The sequence below is a fragment of the Brumimicrobium oceani genome (assembly GCF_003143775.1).
Taxonomy (GTDB): domain Bacteria; phylum Bacteroidota; class Bacteroidia; order Flavobacteriales_D; family Crocinitomicaceae; genus Brumimicrobium; species Brumimicrobium oceani.
The window spans coordinates 57,681-75,572 of the sequence record NZ_QFRJ01000013.1 but is presented as its reverse complement, the minus strand read 5'-3'; the positions used below and the strand labels follow the sequence as shown (position 1 = coordinate 75,572).

Below are 17,892 nucleotides of genomic sequence, written 5' to 3'. Positions count from 1 at the left end.
AAGTCATGTTTTCCAAATTTGTTAATATAGTTTTCATCGTGTTTTTCTCTCTCACAAGCTATGGACAATTGGAGGGCATGGCTTTAATTCAAGGTGGTAGTTATATACCGCTTTACGGTACAGATTCAATGCCTGTTAAAGTTGCTGATTTTCATATTGATAAGTATCCTGTAACAAATGCAGAGTTCGTCAAATTCTTAGAGGAAAATCCAAAATGGAAAAAGGAAAATGTAATCGCCCTTTATGCCGACGGAAATTATTTGAGACATTTTAAAGATGACTCAAATTTAAAAGAAGGCGAACTTCAAAAAGCACCAATGACAAACGTTTCTTGGTTTGCAGCTAAGAAATACTGCGAATGTCAAGGCAAAAGATTACCAACACTCGATGAATGGGAATATGTTGGAATGGCAGACGAAAAAAAAGCAGATGCCCGAACAAAAGACGACTACAATAAATTTATTTTAAGTTGGTATGAAAAGCCAAACTCTTACAATCAAGAAGTAGGAAGTACTTTTAAAAATTATTGGGGAGTCTATGATATGCATGGATTAGTTTGGGAGTGGACCCATGATTTTAACTCGGTGTTAATTTCCGGAGAATCCAGAAAAGATGTGGATGGAGGCAATAGCCTTTTTTGTGGTGGAGCAGCTGTTGGATCATCCGATTTAATGAACTACGCAGCGTTTATGCGCTATGCCTTTAGAGGAAGTGTAAAAGCAAATTATTCAATTAGAACCCTAGGATTTAGATGTGCTAAATCTATAAAGTAATAGCCATGAAAAAATATTTGATATTAAGTTTAACAGCCTTCTTTTCTTTTGGAATATTGAACAGTTGTGCCGAAAAAGAAGCAGAAGAAACTCAGGTAGAAGAAGTAGAACTGAAAACCGAGAAAAAAGAGTTCACTGGAGAATTGCCAGAACTTTCAGTATATAATTTACCTTCCAACTGGACAAACCAAAATGGTGAAGACATTCAACTAGAAGATTTAAAAGGCGATATTGTAGTGGCTGTTATGATTTACACTACTTGTAAAGCTGCTTGTCCAAGATTGGTGGCAGATATTCGCAGGATTCATGAAAAAGTGAGCGACAAAGCCAACGAGCAAGTAAAATATGTGTTTGTGAGTATAGACCCGGAAGTAGACACACCTGAAAGAATGAAAGAATTTGCCAAAGAAAACGAGATGGATAACGACCAATGGGTTTTCTTAAGAGGCGATATTGAAGATACAAGAGAGTTTGCAGCTGTTTTAGCAGTTAGTTATAAACGTATCTCTACAATGGATTTCTCACATTCAAATATCATAAGTGTGTTTGATCAAGAAGGTGTTTTGGTACATCAAAAAGAAGGCTTGGGTGTAGATGATTCTGCTACTATAGAAGCAATTGAGGAATTGGCAATGTAGGGACGATTTGCAAATCGTCCGTACTACATTGCAAATCATCCGCACAAATTGCCAATCAAAAATCGGTGCAAAGAAATTTTGCAAATCATCCTTACCAAACCACATTAATAATTAAACACTAAACATTAATCATTAAAACCCCTTACGACTGTCGAACAATCTGTTTCAAAAACTTCTCCGTAATCAAATACGTTGGTTTCACGCCTGTCAATCCAAGTCCTCCAGAAGCTAGCGTACTTCCTGTTTCCAATGGGTTATCCGAGGCATAATAAGCGTACCTCACTTTAACATCTGGACTAATGCTGTTTCTAATTTGTGATGCCGCTTGAATAGCTTTTTGATAATGCGCACCTTCCATTTCTAGTCCTACAACTTTCCAGGTTGACTTTTTGAAATAGCTCAACATCTCTTTGTTTTGTAAAGAGGTTCCTAAAACGGTAATCATGTGACCATCGCTTGCTTCAATATCTTCTTTTTCGAAATCTTCTAGTGTTATTTCATTTTTAAAAGTATAATTGTCCGTCGTTCCTTCAAAAACGTGAGCTTGTGGAATCATCAAATCACCTTTATTTCCTTTTAGAATTCCAGCTTTCCCCATGATGGAAACAGAACTTACATTGAGCTTTACAGGGCCGTTTTTAGCTTTTTTATAGGGTTTCAACAATTCATCCATTGTTTCAAAAGCTTGTTCTCCAAAGGCGTAATCCATTACGATAATTACAGCATTTGTTTCGTCAATAACATCCGATAAATAGCTTTTGCTGAAGTCCATCTTTGATAAATCAAAAATCTGAACATCAATATTAGTCCCAGAAACATCTTTCAGATAAGTCATGCCTTGATTTTTGGCCAAATCACTAATTTGTTTTCTGTCTTTTGAATTTTCGGGCTGACTCAATCTTTCAAAAACTTCTCTTTTATTGAGCTCTTCTTTTTTGCTCGTTATCGTTTGTTTACTGAACAAATAATTCATTACACTGTGCATATTCGCACTAATAATGTGGACTGGACGTTCTAAAAGTTCTTGTTTTTCTAATTCTCGCTTAATTCGATTTGCCCATCTTTCTCCATGCATGTGGTGTCCCGTTCTCTCACGCAAAACAGGACTAAATAAGATTATTCTTTTGTTAATTTCTAGCACTTCATCAATGGCTAATTTCCCTAACCAATAAATTACTTTTAGCAGGCGGTGAGGCATTTCTTCAGTGGCAAGTGCCTTGTGAACCGCTAAAACTTCTTCAAAAGTCCTGCCTAAAATATTCGCTGAATGAAACATGGCTACTTCTAATTCATCATTAGAGATTTCATCTTGTAAAATGATTTTTTCGAATTTAAGCCATTCGCTGGTTAAAGTACCTTTTTCACTAATGACAGCACGATTTGCAATTTTGTGAGATTCAATAAAGAGGAATGTCAAGTGTGTCAGAATATCATAAATATCCGATCGACCACGTGTAATTTCAACATTCATTTGGTCTTTGTCAATTCTATAGCAATTTCTTCTTCTTTTAGGTGGAATGATAGATTTTATGTGAGATAATTGATAGCCTTCGTCGCCAGTCAAATTTATAATTGGACATTCTTCAATTCCATGAGGAAGTCTATCCAAAACATAAAGCAATCCGCTTAATTCCACTTTATCTTCGCCAATAGAGCCATAAATTTCAGGTTGTAAGGCAAGTAAGCCTTCTCGCAAAGTGCGTCCAGAAACGCCCATTGGTTTGTAAAATCCGCGGTTAAATAAATGGCGCATTGCAATGTAAATACGCTCTATGGCTTGTGTAGCTTCTTGGGCTTTGGTCAATTTTTTATCACTCATATATTATGTAATTATGTCTTGTCAATTTCAACAATTCTAACGAATATAGTAAAAAGGATGGATTTGTGGAGATTATGTTTTTGTTAAGAAGAAAAGATTATGCTTTTTATTCTAATCTTACATCATTAATATTATAGGAATACAATATCCTTTTCCAACTTGTCGGAAATTCTTTTTTAAGAATGTAAAGTCTACCATCATTTACTTCCCAATGGTATAAACCATGAATTCCGTTTAATAAAGGAACTTCTTTTGTTTCACCAGTTAAGTAATCGATTTCTAGAATTTTCACTCATTGATCACATGCTGATCATTCCCTCTTTTCCTTATTTCTACTATTCTGCTTGAAAGTCCTATCTTTTTTCTTTGATGTGTTTCAAGTGTATTAAAAGTATTTATAGAGTTAGCTAATCTAATAAAATTTTAAATGCTCTTGATTTGGTTTCTTGTTTTTCACCACTGGCGAATCTCTGTGTACCTCTGTGAAACCCCTCTTTTGTCTCTGTGTAAAAAAAAGTGGCACCGCCATAACAATGTATTTTGCACCAGAAGTTCTATAAAGTATGGCTTGTTTCTTATAGTAAATAGCTTTGCACACCTGTCTAGATTTTTCTTCCTCACAACCTTTATTAAAACTCCTGCGTATCTTCATGTAATTTTCTATTTTTGCAGAAGTCAAAATTATATCAATGAAACATACAAAAATAAAAGCGTTATTGGAAACGTCTGAAGTCGGCGAAAAAGTTATTGTAAAAGGTTGGGTGAGGGCTTTTCGAAGCAATCGTTTTATCCAGATTAATGATGGATCAACGATCAATAATATCCAAGCGGTAATTGAATATGAAAATTTTGATGAAGCAATCCTGAAAAAAATCAGTACTGCCGCAGCTGTTGAAGTGCAAGGAACTTTAATTGAATCTCAAGGAAAAGGACAATCAGTTGAAATAGCTGTTGAAAATGTTCAAATTCTTGGAGAAGCAAATCCAGATGAGGTTCAGAAAACAGTGATGCAGCCTAAAAAGCACAGTCTAGAGTTTTTAAGAGAACAAGCGCACTTGCGTTTCAGAACGAATACCTTTGGAGCAGTGTTTAGAATTCGTCATGGATTAACATTCGCAATTCATAAGTTCTTTAACGATAAAGGATATTACAATTTACATACTCCAATTTTAACTTCATCTGATGCAGAAGGGGCGGGTGAAATGTTCCACGTTACGAATTTCGACTTAAACAATGTTCCGAAAACAGAGGATGGAAAAGTAGATTACAGCAAAGATTTCTTCGATAAACCAGTAAATTTAACTGTTTCTGGTCAGTTGGAGGCTGAATTAGGAGCCTTAGCTTTGGGGCAAGTATATACATTTGGACCGACATTTAGAGCAGAAAATTCAAATACTTCTCGTCACTTGGCAGAATTTTGGATGATTGAACCAGAAGTTGCTTTTAATGACTTGAAAGACAACATGGATTTAACGGAAGAATTTTTGAAATATCTATCCAATTACATTTTAGATCACTACGCCGACGATCTTCAGTTTTTGAATGACCGTGATGCACAAGAGCAAAAAGCGAAGCCGGAAAAAGACAGAAATCCATTAACTTTAATTGAAAGATTACAGTTTGTAGCCAATAATGATTTCAAGAGAATTACATACACAGAAGCAATAGAAATTTTAAGGAATTCTAAACCATTCAAGAAGAAGAAATTCAAATATGACGTAGACTGGGGCGTAGATTTACACTCTGAGCACGAACGTTATTTGGTTGAGAAAGAATTCAATTGTCCGGTAATTATTACAGATTACCCTGCTGAGATTAAGGCGTTCTACATGCGTCAAAACGACGATGGAAAAACCGTTGCAGCAATGGATGTTTTATTCCCTGGAATTGGAGAAATTGTTGGTGGTTCACAACGTGAAGAGCGTATGGATGTCTTAAAGAAGAAATGCGCTGATTTCAACATCGACGAGAAAGAAGTTTGGTGGTATTTAGACTCACGTAAATTCGGAACAGTTCCGCACGCAGGATTCGGTTTAGGATTCGAAAGGATGGTGATGTTTGCTACCGGAATGACCAATATTAGAGATGTAATTCCTTTCCCAAGAACGCCGGGTAACGCTGATTTTTAGGTTAAAGAGGACGCAGAGCTGCGCAAAGGAGCGGAGTTTCGCAGAGGAAAAAGAGAAGGTTTTATATTCGCCATATTCCCCCCCGCCCCCCCAATGTAGAGCCACACGGCCGTGTGGCTCTACATTGGGGGGGCGGGGAATCATTGTGAAAACCCTCTTTTTCTCTCTGTGTAAAAACAAAACGTGGCATCGCCACAACCCCAAACCGCCAAATATTTTTAAATTTACCTGCACAGAGTAATTTGAGTTAGTTTGCTAAACTTTTTTAGTAATAAAAACATTGAATTGGTTAATTATATTTATCTTAAGCCTGAAAAACAATAACAACAACTATGGCACTTAAACAGTCATTTTCCCAAAAGATGGAGCAAAAGCTCTCCCCTCAACAAATTCAATTGATGAAGTTATTGCAGGTGCCAACAATGGAGTTGGATCAGCGCATTAAGGAAGAATTAGAGGTAAATCCTGCACTTGAAGAAGGTAAAGAAGAAGAGGAAGACGAGTTTGAGCAGGAAGAGTATGAGGAGGAAATAGGCGAGGATGAGAGAGATTTTGATATCGATGAATATCTCACAGACGACGAGCCAGCTTATAAAACAAGTGTTTCTAATAAAAGCAAAGACGACGAAGAAAAGTCAATGCCACTCTCTTCCGGTAAAACATTCCAGGAGTTAATGTTGAGTCAGCTAAACATGCAAAAACTAACCGAGAAAGAGGTGCTTATAGCAACTTATTTGATCGGGAGTTTAGATGATGCTGGCTATTTAGAACGTGATTTAGAATCAATTGTTGATGATTTAGCTTTTTCTCAAAATGTAATGACTACCGAAGATGAATTAGAGGGCGTATTGCATTATGTTCAAGAGTTAGATCCTCCGGGAGTGGGTGCTAGAGACCTGCAAGAATGTTTGATTCTTCAGATGGAGAGAAGACAAGATGGTGACATTACGCGTTATACAGCCTTGAAAATTTTGGAAGACCATTTTGATGAATTCGTTAAAAAACATTACAAAAAAATCACCGCTAAAATGGAGATTTCTGAGGAGGATTTAAAAGATGCTGTTCACGAAATTATTCGTTTAAATCCAAAGCCAGGAGGTTCACTCAAAAGCTCTTCAAAGTCGCTTCAACAAGTCGTTCCAGATTTTCAAATAGTGGATGAAGATGGGAAACTCGTTTTGTCTCTAAACGGCAGAAACGCACCAGAACTAAAAGTAAGTCAGGGCTATAAAAAAATGTTGCAAAACTATTCGGAAGGGGCCAAACTGCAGAAAAAAGATAAGGAAGCACTTACTTTTGTGAAGAGTAAATTGGATTCAGCCAAATGGTTCATAGACGCAATTCAGCAACGTCAAAATACTTTGTTTTCTACCATGACCGCAATAATGAATTACCAAAAGGATTATTTCTTGACAGGGGACGACACAGAATTACGCCCAATGATTTTAAAGGATATAGCGGAAATTGTAGATCTTGATATTTCAACTATTTCTAGAGTAGCCAATTCAAAATATGTGCAAACACAATATGGAACTTTTTCATTAAAGCATTTTTTCTCTGAATCTCTTTCAACAGATTCAGGTGAGGAAGTTTCTACCAGAGAAGTAAAGCAAATTCTTCTTGAAGCCGTGGAGGACGAGCATAAACGCAAACCTTTAACAGATGAGAAGTTAGCCAGCTTACTCAAAGAAAAAGGGTATAATATTGCCCGAAGAACTGTTGCTAAGTATAGAGAACAATTAAATATTCCTGTAGCTAGACTGAGAAAAGAACTCTAATGAAACAAATTTCAACGCTTCTTTCATGGGTTTTTTTACCCTTGTTTACGCCAATTTATGGGTTGCTCATTGTATTGTATTTACCAGTTCAATCAAGCTCGTTTGTGGCTAGTGAATCGCTGTATATGTTAGATCCAGCAGTGAAATTTTTGTTCCTTTTGCTCTTTTTAGTTTTTATCGTTATGGCTCCTGGGCTATCCTTAGTGGTTTTGCGACTCAATAAGACCATTACCTCCTTACAAATGGAGAGTAGGGAAGAGCGCTTAACCCCCATAGCCATCATGACCTTTTACTGTTTGGTATTGTATCTTTTTTTAATGTTTCAAGCAGAAAACGCAATGATACCTTCTGTTATAAAAGCAATGGTAGTTGGTGGGGCGCTAGGGGCAGGAACTGCTTATTTTATCACAAAAAAAATTAAAATAAGCTTGCATGGAATGGGGATGGGATCGCTTTTTGGTTTCGTATATATGTTCTCATTGCCCTTAGAGCAAGCGCCTATTGCTATGTTAATCACAGTGCTGTTGGCGGGTGGGATAGTTTTAGCGGGTCGTTTGTTTCTAAAAGCTCATACCTTGAAAGAAGTGGGTTTGGGCTATTTATTAGGATTTGCATCACAAGTTATTTGTATTTATTTTTACCCTTAAAAATTAACAAACTATGAGAAAAGTATTCAGTGTTACTATTTTATTAAGCACCTTAATGATGTTTACAGGTTGTGGACTATTTCAAGGAGGGATAAAAAACTTCAACCTTTTTACCATTCAAGATGATAGAGAGTTAGGAAAGCAAGTAGCAGCTGAAATTGATAGCAACCCACAAGAATATCCAGTTTTGGATAGTGCTAGAAATCCTGTGCCGTACAAGTTTATTTATGACATGAGGAATAAAATACTGAACTCAGGAAATGTAACCAATAAAGATGAATTCGCTTGGCGGGTTCGAATCATTAAGGATGATAAAACGAAAAATGCCTTTTGTACGCCAGGAGGTTATATTTATGTTTACACAGGATTGATAAAATACTTAGATTCTGAAGAACAGTTGGCAGGAGTTCTAGCTCATGAAATAGGTCACGCAGATTTACGTCATTCAACACGTCAGATGACTAAATTGTACGGGGTGGATGTCTTGTTAAGTATAATAGCTGGTGATCGTGCTTTAGTTAAAGATTTAACAGCGAGTATTATTAGTTTGAAATTCTCAAGAACTCATGAGACAGAGGCGGACAAGGCTTCGGTTACCTATTTGTGTCCAACAGATTATGATGCCGCAGGTGGAGCTAAGTTTTTCGAGAAAATAGAGGCAGAAGGAGGAGCAACACAACCAGAATGGTTAAGCACGCACCCAAGCCCTTCTAATAGAATAGAATATTTCTATAATCAAGCCACAGAGCAAGGTTGTACAGGGAAAGAAAGATACGAGGCGCGTTATGCGTCATTCGTAAGATCACTTCCTTAGGTCAGCAACTTCCGCGCGGTGCATGCTTCAAGGTTTTCTATTCAAAACTAAAAAAATCATATTGAGAAAATAAAAACACATGATCCTATCCACAGAAAATGGTAAGAAAATTGATTTGACGAAAGGAATAGATTTGTCAATTCCCTTATCAAACGATGAAAATAATCCGCTGGCTTGGTATGTGAAAGCTCCACGCTTTGAACCTGTAATGGAAGATGGTTGGATAGGTGAAGTGAAAAAAGGTGGAGCGGTTAATTTCAGAAATATCTTTTTTAACCCGCATGGACATGGAACGCATACTGAATGTTTGGGGCACATAACTCCAGAGATTTATTCGGTAAATAAACATTTAAAGCAATACTTCTTTAAAACAGCGGTGATTAGCGTTTCTCCAGAAAAAAGAGGCGAGGATAGCGTAATTGCTTTAAAACAACTGGAAGAATTGAAACGTTATGAAACCGTTGAAGCATTGGTCATCAGGACTTTGCCTAATACGAAGGAGAAAAAATCGAAAAACTATTCGTCTACCAATCCGCCGTATATCCTTATTGAATGCCTAGAAATCATCAATCAGTTAAATGTAAAGCACTTACTCATTGATCTGCCAAGTGTAGATAAAGAGTCAGACAATGGAGAGTTGGCTTTTCATCATGGCTTTTGGGAGGTGCCGAAGAATCCAAGATTTGATAGGACCATCACGGAAATGATTTTTGTACCTGAGGAAGTAAAAGATGGAGAGTATCTGTTGAATCTTCAAGTGGCTCCTTTCGAAAATGATGCTGCACCTAGCAGACCAGTCCTATTTAAGCTGCACTAATCACCCAGAGGTAGTATTTGTATTAACTTAATTTCATTATCTTTCAGCAACTAAAACAGCATTATGCGCCGTATCATTTTTTTATTCTTTCTATTTCCAATTTTTTCTTTCGGACAAAATAAATCACTGGGAAAAATTGATTTCAAGTTCATGAACCAAGAGAGAACTGAAGTAGCTAAAAATGCCAGATTAGAGTTAGGTTTGGACCTGCCAGACTCAATTCTTCAATTGATTCAATATTACATGGCTGGAAATCCGAATCAAAGGAAAGGCTTGAACCCGTTTGTGAGTTGGGATATAGATGTTCAGGCACATTTTGAACATACCAGCAGTAAAGCACAATTTTCTGCCATAGGTTTTTGGTTTACGGATATCCGACGAAATCAAAAAGCGAATAAATGGGATCAATTAAAAACCGATCATCAATTCAGAATTCGTTATGCTCCAGACCAACTGGGCGGATGGAGTGTTTATTTAACTGCGGCAATTAAGGGCGTTCCGCTTTACATTTCGGATACCTTAGATTTTACTGTAATCGATTCTAAGCAAATGGGCTTTGTTACGCTAAACGATTCTACTCAATATCTTGAGCGAGAAGGAAGAATGATTATGCCCACTGGTGTTAACCTTCCTTTTCCCAGTAATAAAAATAATTTGTTCTATAGTTTAGATAAAAAAGAAACGCTGGATTTAGCAGCTTGGGAAGAGTATGCTAACTTGGTAAAAGAATATGTGAGAAATGGTGGTGAGTACTTTCGTTTTTTCATGCATCCCAGTGCCACAGAAATAGAGTTTGAAGAAGTAGGTTTTTATCAAGATAGACAAAATCAAGCTTGGGAGATGGATCAACTTTTGTCATTTTGTGAAGAGAACAATACATTGATTCAGTTTAATTTGATGTACCACACCTATTTCATGAAGTTAGGTGATTATAATCAATTCAGGTATGACTTTACAGATAATTGGCACGACCCAAAAGCTTGGCCATACAAAGATCCAAATGTTCCTTCGGGCTATTCCGTTTTCTTGAAAAGCAATACGCCATCCGATATGTTTTTAAAAGAGGAGGCCATGCGTTATTTAAAACAAAGAACACGCTATGTTATGGCCAGATGGGGGTATTCTAACAGTCTTTCTGCTATTGAATTGCTCTGTGAACCTTGGCATATTGATGAACATACCCACAACAACGAAGCACCTTACGATGATCTTACTGCGGCAGGAGATACTGCAAGAAAAGCAGTTTTCGAATACCACAAGCAAATAGCGAGTTACATTAAGGATTCAATCCAGTATACTCAACACTTATTGGCGGGTGTAGGACGATTTCCAGTTGGTAGATCTGCAATATATTCTCATTTTACCAGTGAAACACCCGGTTTTATTGATAGTACATGGTACTTAGATGATCTTGATTTTATATCAATTTCGTATTATTCAAGAAGCCCAGAAAAATTGATTCATTCCAAGTCTAGCGCAAATAATGTATATGGAAGTGAAGAAAACTCAATGGCGGCTACAATTCAAAGATTGAAGAGAACCTATGATAAGCCAGTTCTTTTTGGTGAGTCAGACCATGGAGATGCTTCGCATGAATGTTCAGATTATCAGGGGCACAAAATTGACCTCATGCGTTATCCTTTTACGGGCGCTATCGGTCATTTTATATGGGCTGGTTTTACCCGTTCAGATAATTTTGACAATAATATTCGGGTGAGAGATGAAACGGATGCATGGCCGTATGCCATAAATGCAAAAGATTATTTTAATAGCGACGATTTTATTGAGGTAGCATTGGATAAGTCTGCATTGGGCCGAGAAAAAAGTAAATTTAAATCTTCAGAAAAGGAGATTGTCGAGCATCAGTATATTATCGGAAGAAAGGAAGATGTCGCTGTGGGATATGTTTACAACAGAACTTTCAATATCAGAACCGCAGGGTCAAGACGAGGAGTGGATATTTCTGACACTCCATGCATGAAAATAAATGAAGATCTTTCTACTCCGATAGAGATTTCATGGCGTCCCAACCGATTGAAAGTAGAAGGCTTAAAATCCTTGAGCAACTACCGTGTTTTGTTCTACGATTACTCCGGAAAATCCCTTTTAACAGAGGCGAAAATTCGCTCTTCCTTGTTTGGGAAATTAAAACTCACCCATCCATTACTTGTTCCTGAAAAATCAAAAACCCCTTTATTGTGGTACAGAATTGAGAAATTGAATTAATGGAAGATGCCTTTCCGTTACCAGTAAATATATCAAATCCATGATTAAGGTGAATAAGCCCTTAACCGATAAGATTCTTCGCAATATTCTATGTCCAACCCATTGAAAAAAGACAATCAATTCAGGATGAAATTAAGCTAGGGTTCTCTTGACTATAGTTGAGAATTAAGATTTTCAACCAGGGTAGAATCCGACCAAGTTAAAGAGAGTGCTTTTTATTTTAGTATATTGAACAGCTGGTAAAGTTCCCGATAAGTATTTAATGAAAATTTAATATGGAGTATCAATCAAAATTTCTTAGATTTGAGCTCTTGTAGATTATTCTTTTTATGGCGAAATATACCTTAAGTTTAGAAGATGATTTTGATTTTGATATCATAGGTTTATGCAGTCATCAAGGAGATTACAGGGTTTGCTGGTCAATAAATGAGAAGATCGGTTTAAAGCTCAAAAAATCTATTGAACCTTTTATGGTTTCAGGGAAAAATGGTGCGATAAACTCATCTCATTCACTGTATGAGTGGTTTGATGAAGAGGATAATGTAATCTACTATTTTATACAGAATAAAAATCAAGGGAAATATTTGGTCCCAGAGAAATCACAAATTGATTTCTTTTTGGTGATTAAAGACGCGGGAGTTGTAGATATTGATAAGTTGATGTTACAACTCAAAAATATACCGAGTATTTTAACCGCATTTAGTTTTGATCCTTACGATTTAAAATCAGCCAATAAGTTTATATTTTAAATCGAAGGGAATAAAATACTCAATAAAGAATAAAATAATATAGAAATGAAAAGAACAAAAATTGTAGCTACGTTAGGTCCTGCCTCATCTTCAAAAAAAGTTTTGAGAGGAATGATGGAAGCGGGGATGAATGTTGCAAGGATCAATTTTTCACACGGTAAATACGAAGATCACGAAAAAGTAATCAATATTATTCGTGAGCTTAACCTAGAAACAGGTTTAAATATTGCCATATTAGCCGATTTACAAGGTCCGAAAATTCGTACACGTGAAATGGAAAACAATGGCGTAGAATTGATTCCAGGTGAAAGTGTTGAGATTGTAACCGATGAAGGTGTTTTGGGAACAAGTAAAAAGTTCTCAATTAATTACACACAACTTGCGCAAGACATCAACAGTGGAGAACGCATCCGCTTAGACGATGGTAAACTAGAGCTAGAAGTCGTTTCAACAGATGGAAAAGTAATTCAAGCCGTGGTAACGCACGGAGGAATCTTGTCTTCTAACAAAGGAGTGAACTTGCCAAATACTGTTATTTCCTTGCCTTCTTTAACGGAGAAAGATACAGAAGATTTGCAATTTGCGATGGATCACAACGTGGATTGGATCGGATTGTCTTTTGTTCGTTCTGCCAGAGATATTATTGAATTAAAGCACATCATCAGTAAGCACCACAATAAAGCAAAAATTGTAGCGAAGATTGAAAAGCCAGAAGCCATTAAAGATATTGATGGTATAATTCGCGAAACGGATGCCATTATGGTTGCACGTGGAGATTTGGGGGTAGAAATCCCGATGGAGGATGTGCCATTGGTTCAAAAAATGCTGATTAAAAAGTGTTATTTGCATGCAAAGCCAATTATTGTAGCAACGCAAATGATGGAAAGTATGATTGAAGACTATACACCAACACGTGCAGAGGTAAATGATGTGGCCAATGCTGTTTTGGATGGAACGGATGCTGTTATGCTGTCAGGTGAAACCTCTATTGGTAGGCATCCTATCACGGTTATTCAAGCAATGGATAAAATTGTTCGTAAGATTGAAGACTCAGATTTGATTTACTACAAGGAAGAAGTTCCCGAGAAAAATCAGGAGCGTTTCATTTCAGACTCGATTTGTTTTAACGCTACACGTTTAGGAAATAGGGTTAACGCAAAGGCAATTGTAACCATGACTTTTTCAGGGTATACAGCGTATAAAATCGCTTCTCAGCGTCCAAAGTCTCAGATTTTTGTGTTTACAAGTAACCGTGAGATTTTAACGCAATTGAATTTGGTTTGGGGTGTTAGAGCTATTTATTACGACAAAATGGTAAGTACGGATCACACGATCGCTGACATCAAATACATACTGAAAGATAAAGGTTTAATTAAGGAAGGTGAATTGGTCATCAACGTAGCCTCAATGCCAATAGAAGCAAAAGGGAAATCAAATATGTTGAGGTTGAGTTATGTGGAATAAATCTACGACATCAACTTAGGATTTAGATATGAAAAAAACGCCCAGTAAATTAAAATTTATTGGGCGTTTTTTATTGTGAACTAAAACCATTAGTTAAGTATATATCTAATCGCTAGTGCAGAGTTCCATCCAAATCCTCTGCTGTTAATGACACCAACGCTTGGCCCTGCCTCTAAAGAAACCCCAACAGGAATTCCAGTATTTGGCCCGAAATTAAAGTCCAAACCAATAACGGCGTCAGCACCTAAAAAGAATCCACTGTCATAATAATCATTATTATTCCAATAATGATCATTGCTCCATGCTCCCAAAGTTCCTCCAAGTCCAACATACCAATCTAGACCGCCGGTCCAACCTGTTTCTTGTTGCCACTCATAGAGCAACTGCCCAGCAAGATGATGCGATCCACCACCAAAAGTCATATCTAATGCACTACCGCTTCCTATAAAAGTTTTGAAGTTAACACCTGCACCACCAAAAGGACCTCCTCCCGGGCTTAAGGCTTTAACACCTATTCCAGAACCGTAAGTCTGTGCATAGGAAAAAGTAGTTAACATAATAAGACTTGTAAATAGCAATAATTTTTTCATAAAACTTTTTAATGATTAATATATGCTAATATAGGGATAGTAGAATAATTAGGATGGGGTGATTTCCCGTTAAATTCATAAAAATCCGTAAAATGCTTGGTTGCTGCTCCCAAATTAATGTTTGAGAATCCTTATCTTTGTACAAACAACTACAATTCCATGAAAGGTGTATTGATTTTAGATGACGAGGAGGAAATTCGTGAATTATTAGAATATAATTTAACCAAACATGGTTTTAAATGCTACTTGGCGAGTGATGGAAAAGAGGGTTTGGAAGTATTGGCGCAAGAAAAAGATAACATCAACCTTGTTTTATTGGACGTGATGATGCCAATTATGGATGGAATTGAAGTATGCGAAATCATAAGAAAAAATCCAAACTATGATAGTATATTAATTTGTTTCTTAACCGCAAGAAATGAAGACTATAGTCAGGTGGCGGGCTTAGATGCAGGAGCTGATGACTATATTGCCAAACCGCTTAAGCCAAAAGTGCTCATAAGTCGAATAAACGCTTTGTTAAGAAGAAATAATGGACGATTTAGAGCAGAAAAATCAGGGAAATCAGACTTGATTGTGGACCGAAATAAGTACGAGATTCTACTAAAGGGAGAAAGTATTCATTTACCCAGAAAAGAATTCGAGTTACTGGCCTTGTTGGCTTCTAAACCCGGAGATGTATTCGATAGAGAGTCTATCTTAAGCTCTGTTTGGGGCGTAGATATCGTAGTGGGAGATAGAACGATTGATGTTCACATCAGAAAATTACGTGAGAAAATAGGCGCTCATTATATTCAAACTGTGAAAGGAGTTGGTTATAAGTATATTGATGAAAAAACAGATTGAGGATTTAATTTTAAACTTCGAAAATAATTTTACTTTTTTATTGTTCTTCTCTTTTATTAATTACTTCCTTTTGGCTGATGTTTATTTTTCATTTTATTCCGCTGTTTTAGTTTGATATTAATAAGAAGTCATTATTTTTGTGCCTCATTTTGTCCGCCACAAATAAAGGCTTTTTTAACCGTTTAAAGAATGAAAATAGAAATCATATACGTTATCGAAGACAACAAGTTTGGTAAAGCCATCACTGAATGGGCTGAGGATAAACGTATACAAGTGGTTCCAACCAACCAAAAGAAAGACGATTTAAGTGAATTGGTGGATGGGGTAGTTTTGTTCCATGAAAACCATAACTTCTCTAAAGACGATAATGAAATGCAAGAGGAGATGAGTAGCAGCAATATCGCTGTTCATAAAGTAGATATTAACGGGACTTTAGCAGCTACAAACTCAAATTTCAACATGTGGTTAGACAGAAATAGACCACAATCTTTATTGATTTTAGGAGACGATGAAGTCGCTAAAAACGGTAATCTTGAAAGCTTTTTAAAAGGAATCGAAAACTAGTAACATTCGTCGGTTTTCTCAATTACCTTCAAAATTTTTCTTGGCTGTTCCTTGTACTTGGTTTTAATAGAATCCATTTTTTCAATACATTCTATATGTTTACTATCATCGTAACGCGATGCACTGATGCAATCACAATAATCCGACATTAAAGCATCGAGTTCTGGGTCTTCACAGCTGTTTAAAAGTGTGGAGAATAAAACAGTAAACAACAAGTAACCAAAGGCTTTTATTCCCCTTTTCATTATTTTACAGCTTTTAATGCGTTCAACTTCATGTCTTTTACCATACTAACCAATCCGTTTGAGCGGGTAGGGGATAAATGTTCTTGAAGTCCGATTTCCTTAATAAATTTGAACTCAGATCTTGCCACATCTTCAGGAGATTCATCGTTTACTACACGAATCAGTAACGCGATTATGCCTTTTGTTATAATAGCATCTGAATCTGCTGTGAAATTCATTTTATTGTCAATGCATTCTGCATTTAGCCAAACCTGAGACTGACATCCTTTTATTAGTCGGTCTTCTGTTTTATATTGTTCTTCAATTAATGGTAGCTCTTTACCCAGTTCAATGATGTACTCATATTTGTCCATCCAGTCCTCATAAATAGCAAACTCATCAATTATTTCTTGTTCTTTTTCTTTAATGCTCATGGTTCTAAAATTAATAATTTTCAGAGATTAGTCTTGAAGTATAGGAATTATTCTGTTTAAAGCAGCAATGAATAAATCAATCTCCTCTTTGGTGTTGTAAAGTGCAAAAGAAGCACGAATGGTTCCAGGAATTCCAAATTGATCCATAATGGGCTGTGTACAGTGGTGTCCAGTTCTTACCGCAATTCCCATTTTATCCAATAAAGTTCCTACATCATAAGGGTGTAAGCCATCAATCAAAAAAGAAATTACACTCGTTTTCTCTTCCGCTTCACCATAAAATTGAATGCCTTCTATTTTTGATAATTCTTCAGTAGCATAATTCAGTAATTCCTGCTCATGCTTGAGAACATCTTCCATATTTAGCGAATTCAAAAACTCGAAAGCAGTTCCTAGACCAATTCCTCCAGCAATATTGGGTGTTCCTGCCTCAAATTTATGCGGGAGTTCATTATAAGTAGTTTTCTCCAGAGTAACTTCCTTAATCATGTCTCCTCCTCCCTGGTAGGGTGGCATTTGATTTAAAATTTCTTCTTTTCCATATAAAACACCAATTCCAGTTGGACCAAATAATTTATGTCCAGAAAAGGCATAAAAGTCACAACCTAAATCCTGTACGTTTACTTTTATATGTTGAATACTTTGAGCACCATCAATCAAAACTTTAGCTCCTACAGCATGCGCTTTTTCAATGATGTGTTCAACGTTGTTTACCGTTCCTAAAGCATTGGAGATATGCGTTACCGCAACCAACTTTGTTTTTTCAGAAAGTAGAGTGTCATAAACATCCAGTTCTAATTCACCTTTTTCGTTCATCGGAATAACCCGTAATTTGCAGCCTTTTCGCTCACAAAGCATTTGCCATGGAACAATGTTAGAATGGTGCTCCATCGCCGATATGATAACTTCATCATCTGCATTCAAGAGTTCACCAAAAGAAAAGGCAACCAAATTAATGCTATCCGTTGTTCCTTTCGTAAATAGAATCTCGTGACTCTGCTTTGCGCCTAAATATTCTTGAATTGTATTTCTTGCATTTTCATAAGCGGTTGTCGCTTCCTGACTCAAAGTGTGAACACCTCTGTGGATATTCGCATTCTCTTTTGAATAGTAATCATTAACGCGTTGAATAACAGATAAAGGCTTTTGTGTTGTGGCCCCATTGTCAAAATAAACTAAAGGTTTCCCATGAATTTTCTCCTCTAAAATTGGGAACTGAGAACGAATTGCTTTAATATTCATAGCTATAAATTTGATTACACACAAAGGTACAAAGCTATATTCAGAAAGTTGACTTTTCGCTCTGATATTCTGTTAAGAGATACTTATATGTGACATTAGTTTTTGTTTTGGGCGTGCCCCAAAGAATTCTTTACTTTA

The 17,892-nt window shown here is 36.5% G+C and carries 18 protein-coding genes; 12 read left to right on the top strand and 6 right to left on the bottom strand.

Going from position 1 to position 17,892, the window contains the following annotated elements; all coding sequences use genetic code 11:
• The first annotated feature begins 5 nt into the window (after positions 1-5).
• The gene (locus DIT68_RS13775; protein WP_233244200.1) at positions 6-773 is read left to right on the top strand and encodes a formylglycine-generating enzyme family protein; all 768 of its coding nucleotides are present in this window, start codon (positions 6-8) and stop codon (positions 771-773) included.
• Between the two features lie 5 nt (positions 774-778).
• A complete protein-coding gene (locus DIT68_RS13770) occupies positions 779-1,411 on the top strand; it encodes an SCO family protein (protein WP_109360400.1) in 633 nt (210 codons plus the stop codon).
• A gap of 142 nt (positions 1,412-1,553) precedes the next feature.
• Here the strand turns inward: DIT68_RS13770 and DIT68_RS13765 are convergent, their stop codons facing one another.
• Both DIT68_RS13765 and DIT68_RS16205 read right to left on the bottom strand, forming a co-directional pair.
• Positions 1,554-3,230, bottom strand: coding sequence for a DUF6909 family protein (locus DIT68_RS13765; RefSeq protein WP_109360399.1), 1,677 nt, complete (start codon positions 3,228-3,230; stop codon positions 1,554-1,556).
• Positions 3,231-3,336: 106 nt separating this feature from the next.
• Positions 3,337-3,522, bottom strand: a complete 186-nt coding sequence (locus tag DIT68_RS16205) for a hypothetical protein (protein WP_146194230.1) — start codon at positions 3,520-3,522, stop codon at positions 3,337-3,339.
• A 397-nt stretch (positions 3,523-3,919) separates the two neighbouring features.
• Between DIT68_RS16205 and asnS the strand changes: the two genes are divergently transcribed.
• The 8 genes from asnS (at position 3,920) to pyk (ending at position 13,854) form a co-directional block, all read left to right on the top strand.
• Entirely contained in the window at positions 3,920-5,359 is a 1,440-nt protein-coding gene (asnS, locus tag DIT68_RS13755) for an asparagine--tRNA ligase (protein ID WP_109360397.1), read from the top strand.
• Positions 5,360-5,691: 332 nt separating this feature from the next.
• Positions 5,692-7,137, top strand: a complete 1,446-nt coding sequence (gene rpoN, locus DIT68_RS13750) for an RNA polymerase factor sigma-54 (RefSeq protein ID WP_109360396.1) — start codon at positions 5,692-5,694, stop codon at positions 7,135-7,137.
• Entirely contained in the window at positions 7,137-7,784 is a 648-nt protein-coding gene (locus tag DIT68_RS13745; RefSeq protein WP_146194229.1) for a hypothetical protein, read from the top strand. Before rpoN ends, DIT68_RS13745 begins: the two co-directional genes overlap by 1 nt.
• A 13-nt stretch (positions 7,785-7,797) precedes the next feature.
• Positions 7,798-8,598 carry a M48 family metalloprotease gene (locus DIT68_RS13740; protein ID WP_109360394.1) on the top strand — a complete coding sequence of 267 codons (801 nt, stop codon included), beginning with the start codon at positions 7,798-7,800 and terminating at the stop codon, positions 8,596-8,598.
• 79 nt (positions 8,599-8,677) lie between these two features.
• Entirely contained in the window at positions 8,678-9,415 is a 738-nt protein-coding gene (locus DIT68_RS13735) for a cyclase family protein (RefSeq protein WP_109360393.1), read from the top strand.
• Between the two features lie 150 nt (positions 9,416-9,565).
• Positions 9,566-11,641, top strand: coding sequence for a hypothetical protein (locus DIT68_RS13730; protein ID WP_146194228.1), 2,076 nt, complete (start codon positions 9,566-9,568; stop codon positions 11,639-11,641).
• Between the two features lie 329 nt (positions 11,642-11,970).
• Positions 11,971-12,390 (top strand): IPExxxVDY family protein, encoded by a 420-nt coding sequence (locus DIT68_RS13725; protein WP_109360391.1) that lies wholly within the window; start codon positions 11,971-11,973, stop codon positions 12,388-12,390.
• A gap of 45 nt (positions 12,391-12,435) precedes the next feature.
• On the top strand, positions 12,436-13,854 hold the full coding sequence (gene pyk / locus DIT68_RS13720) for a pyruvate kinase (protein WP_109360390.1): 1,419 nt from the start codon (positions 12,436-12,438) through the stop codon (positions 13,852-13,854).
• 89 nt (positions 13,855-13,943) lie between these two features.
• On the opposite strand, the gene DIT68_RS13715 is transcribed toward pyk, so the two are convergent.
• Positions 13,944-14,444 (bottom strand): hypothetical protein, encoded by a 501-nt coding sequence (locus DIT68_RS13715; RefSeq protein ID WP_146194227.1) that lies wholly within the window; start codon positions 14,442-14,444, stop codon positions 13,944-13,946.
• Between the two features lie 159 nt (positions 14,445-14,603).
• Between DIT68_RS13715 and DIT68_RS13710 the strand changes: the two genes are divergently transcribed.
• Complete coding sequence (locus DIT68_RS13710) at positions 14,604-15,290, top strand: response regulator transcription factor (protein WP_109360388.1); 687 nt, start codon at positions 14,604-14,606, stop codon at positions 15,288-15,290.
• Positions 15,291-15,479: 189 nt separating this feature from the next.
• Complete coding sequence (locus tag DIT68_RS13705; protein ID WP_109360387.1) at positions 15,480-15,854, top strand: hypothetical protein; 375 nt, start codon at positions 15,480-15,482, stop codon at positions 15,852-15,854.
• Here the strand turns inward: DIT68_RS13705 and DIT68_RS13700 are convergent.
• From DIT68_RS13700 to DIT68_RS13690, 3 genes are read right to left on the bottom strand one after another with little or no spacing between them, the layout of a single operon-like run.
• The gene (locus tag DIT68_RS13700; protein WP_109360386.1) at positions 15,851-16,099 is read right to left on the bottom strand and encodes a hypothetical protein; all 249 of its coding nucleotides are present in this window, start codon (positions 16,097-16,099) and stop codon (positions 15,851-15,853) included. The genes DIT68_RS13705 and DIT68_RS13700 overlap by 4 nt on opposite strands.
• Positions 16,099-16,512: a SufE family protein gene (locus DIT68_RS13695; RefSeq protein WP_109360385.1), complete on the bottom strand. Its 414-nt coding sequence runs from the start codon at positions 16,510-16,512 to the stop codon at positions 16,099-16,101. The genes DIT68_RS13700 and DIT68_RS13695 overlap by 1 nt, the downstream gene beginning before the upstream one ends.
• Before the next feature lie 27 nt (positions 16,513-16,539).
• Positions 16,540-17,754, bottom strand: a complete 1,215-nt coding sequence (locus tag DIT68_RS13690; protein ID WP_109360384.1) for an aminotransferase class V-fold PLP-dependent enzyme — start codon at positions 17,752-17,754, stop codon at positions 16,540-16,542.
• Positions 17,755-17,892: the final 138 nt, after the last annotated feature.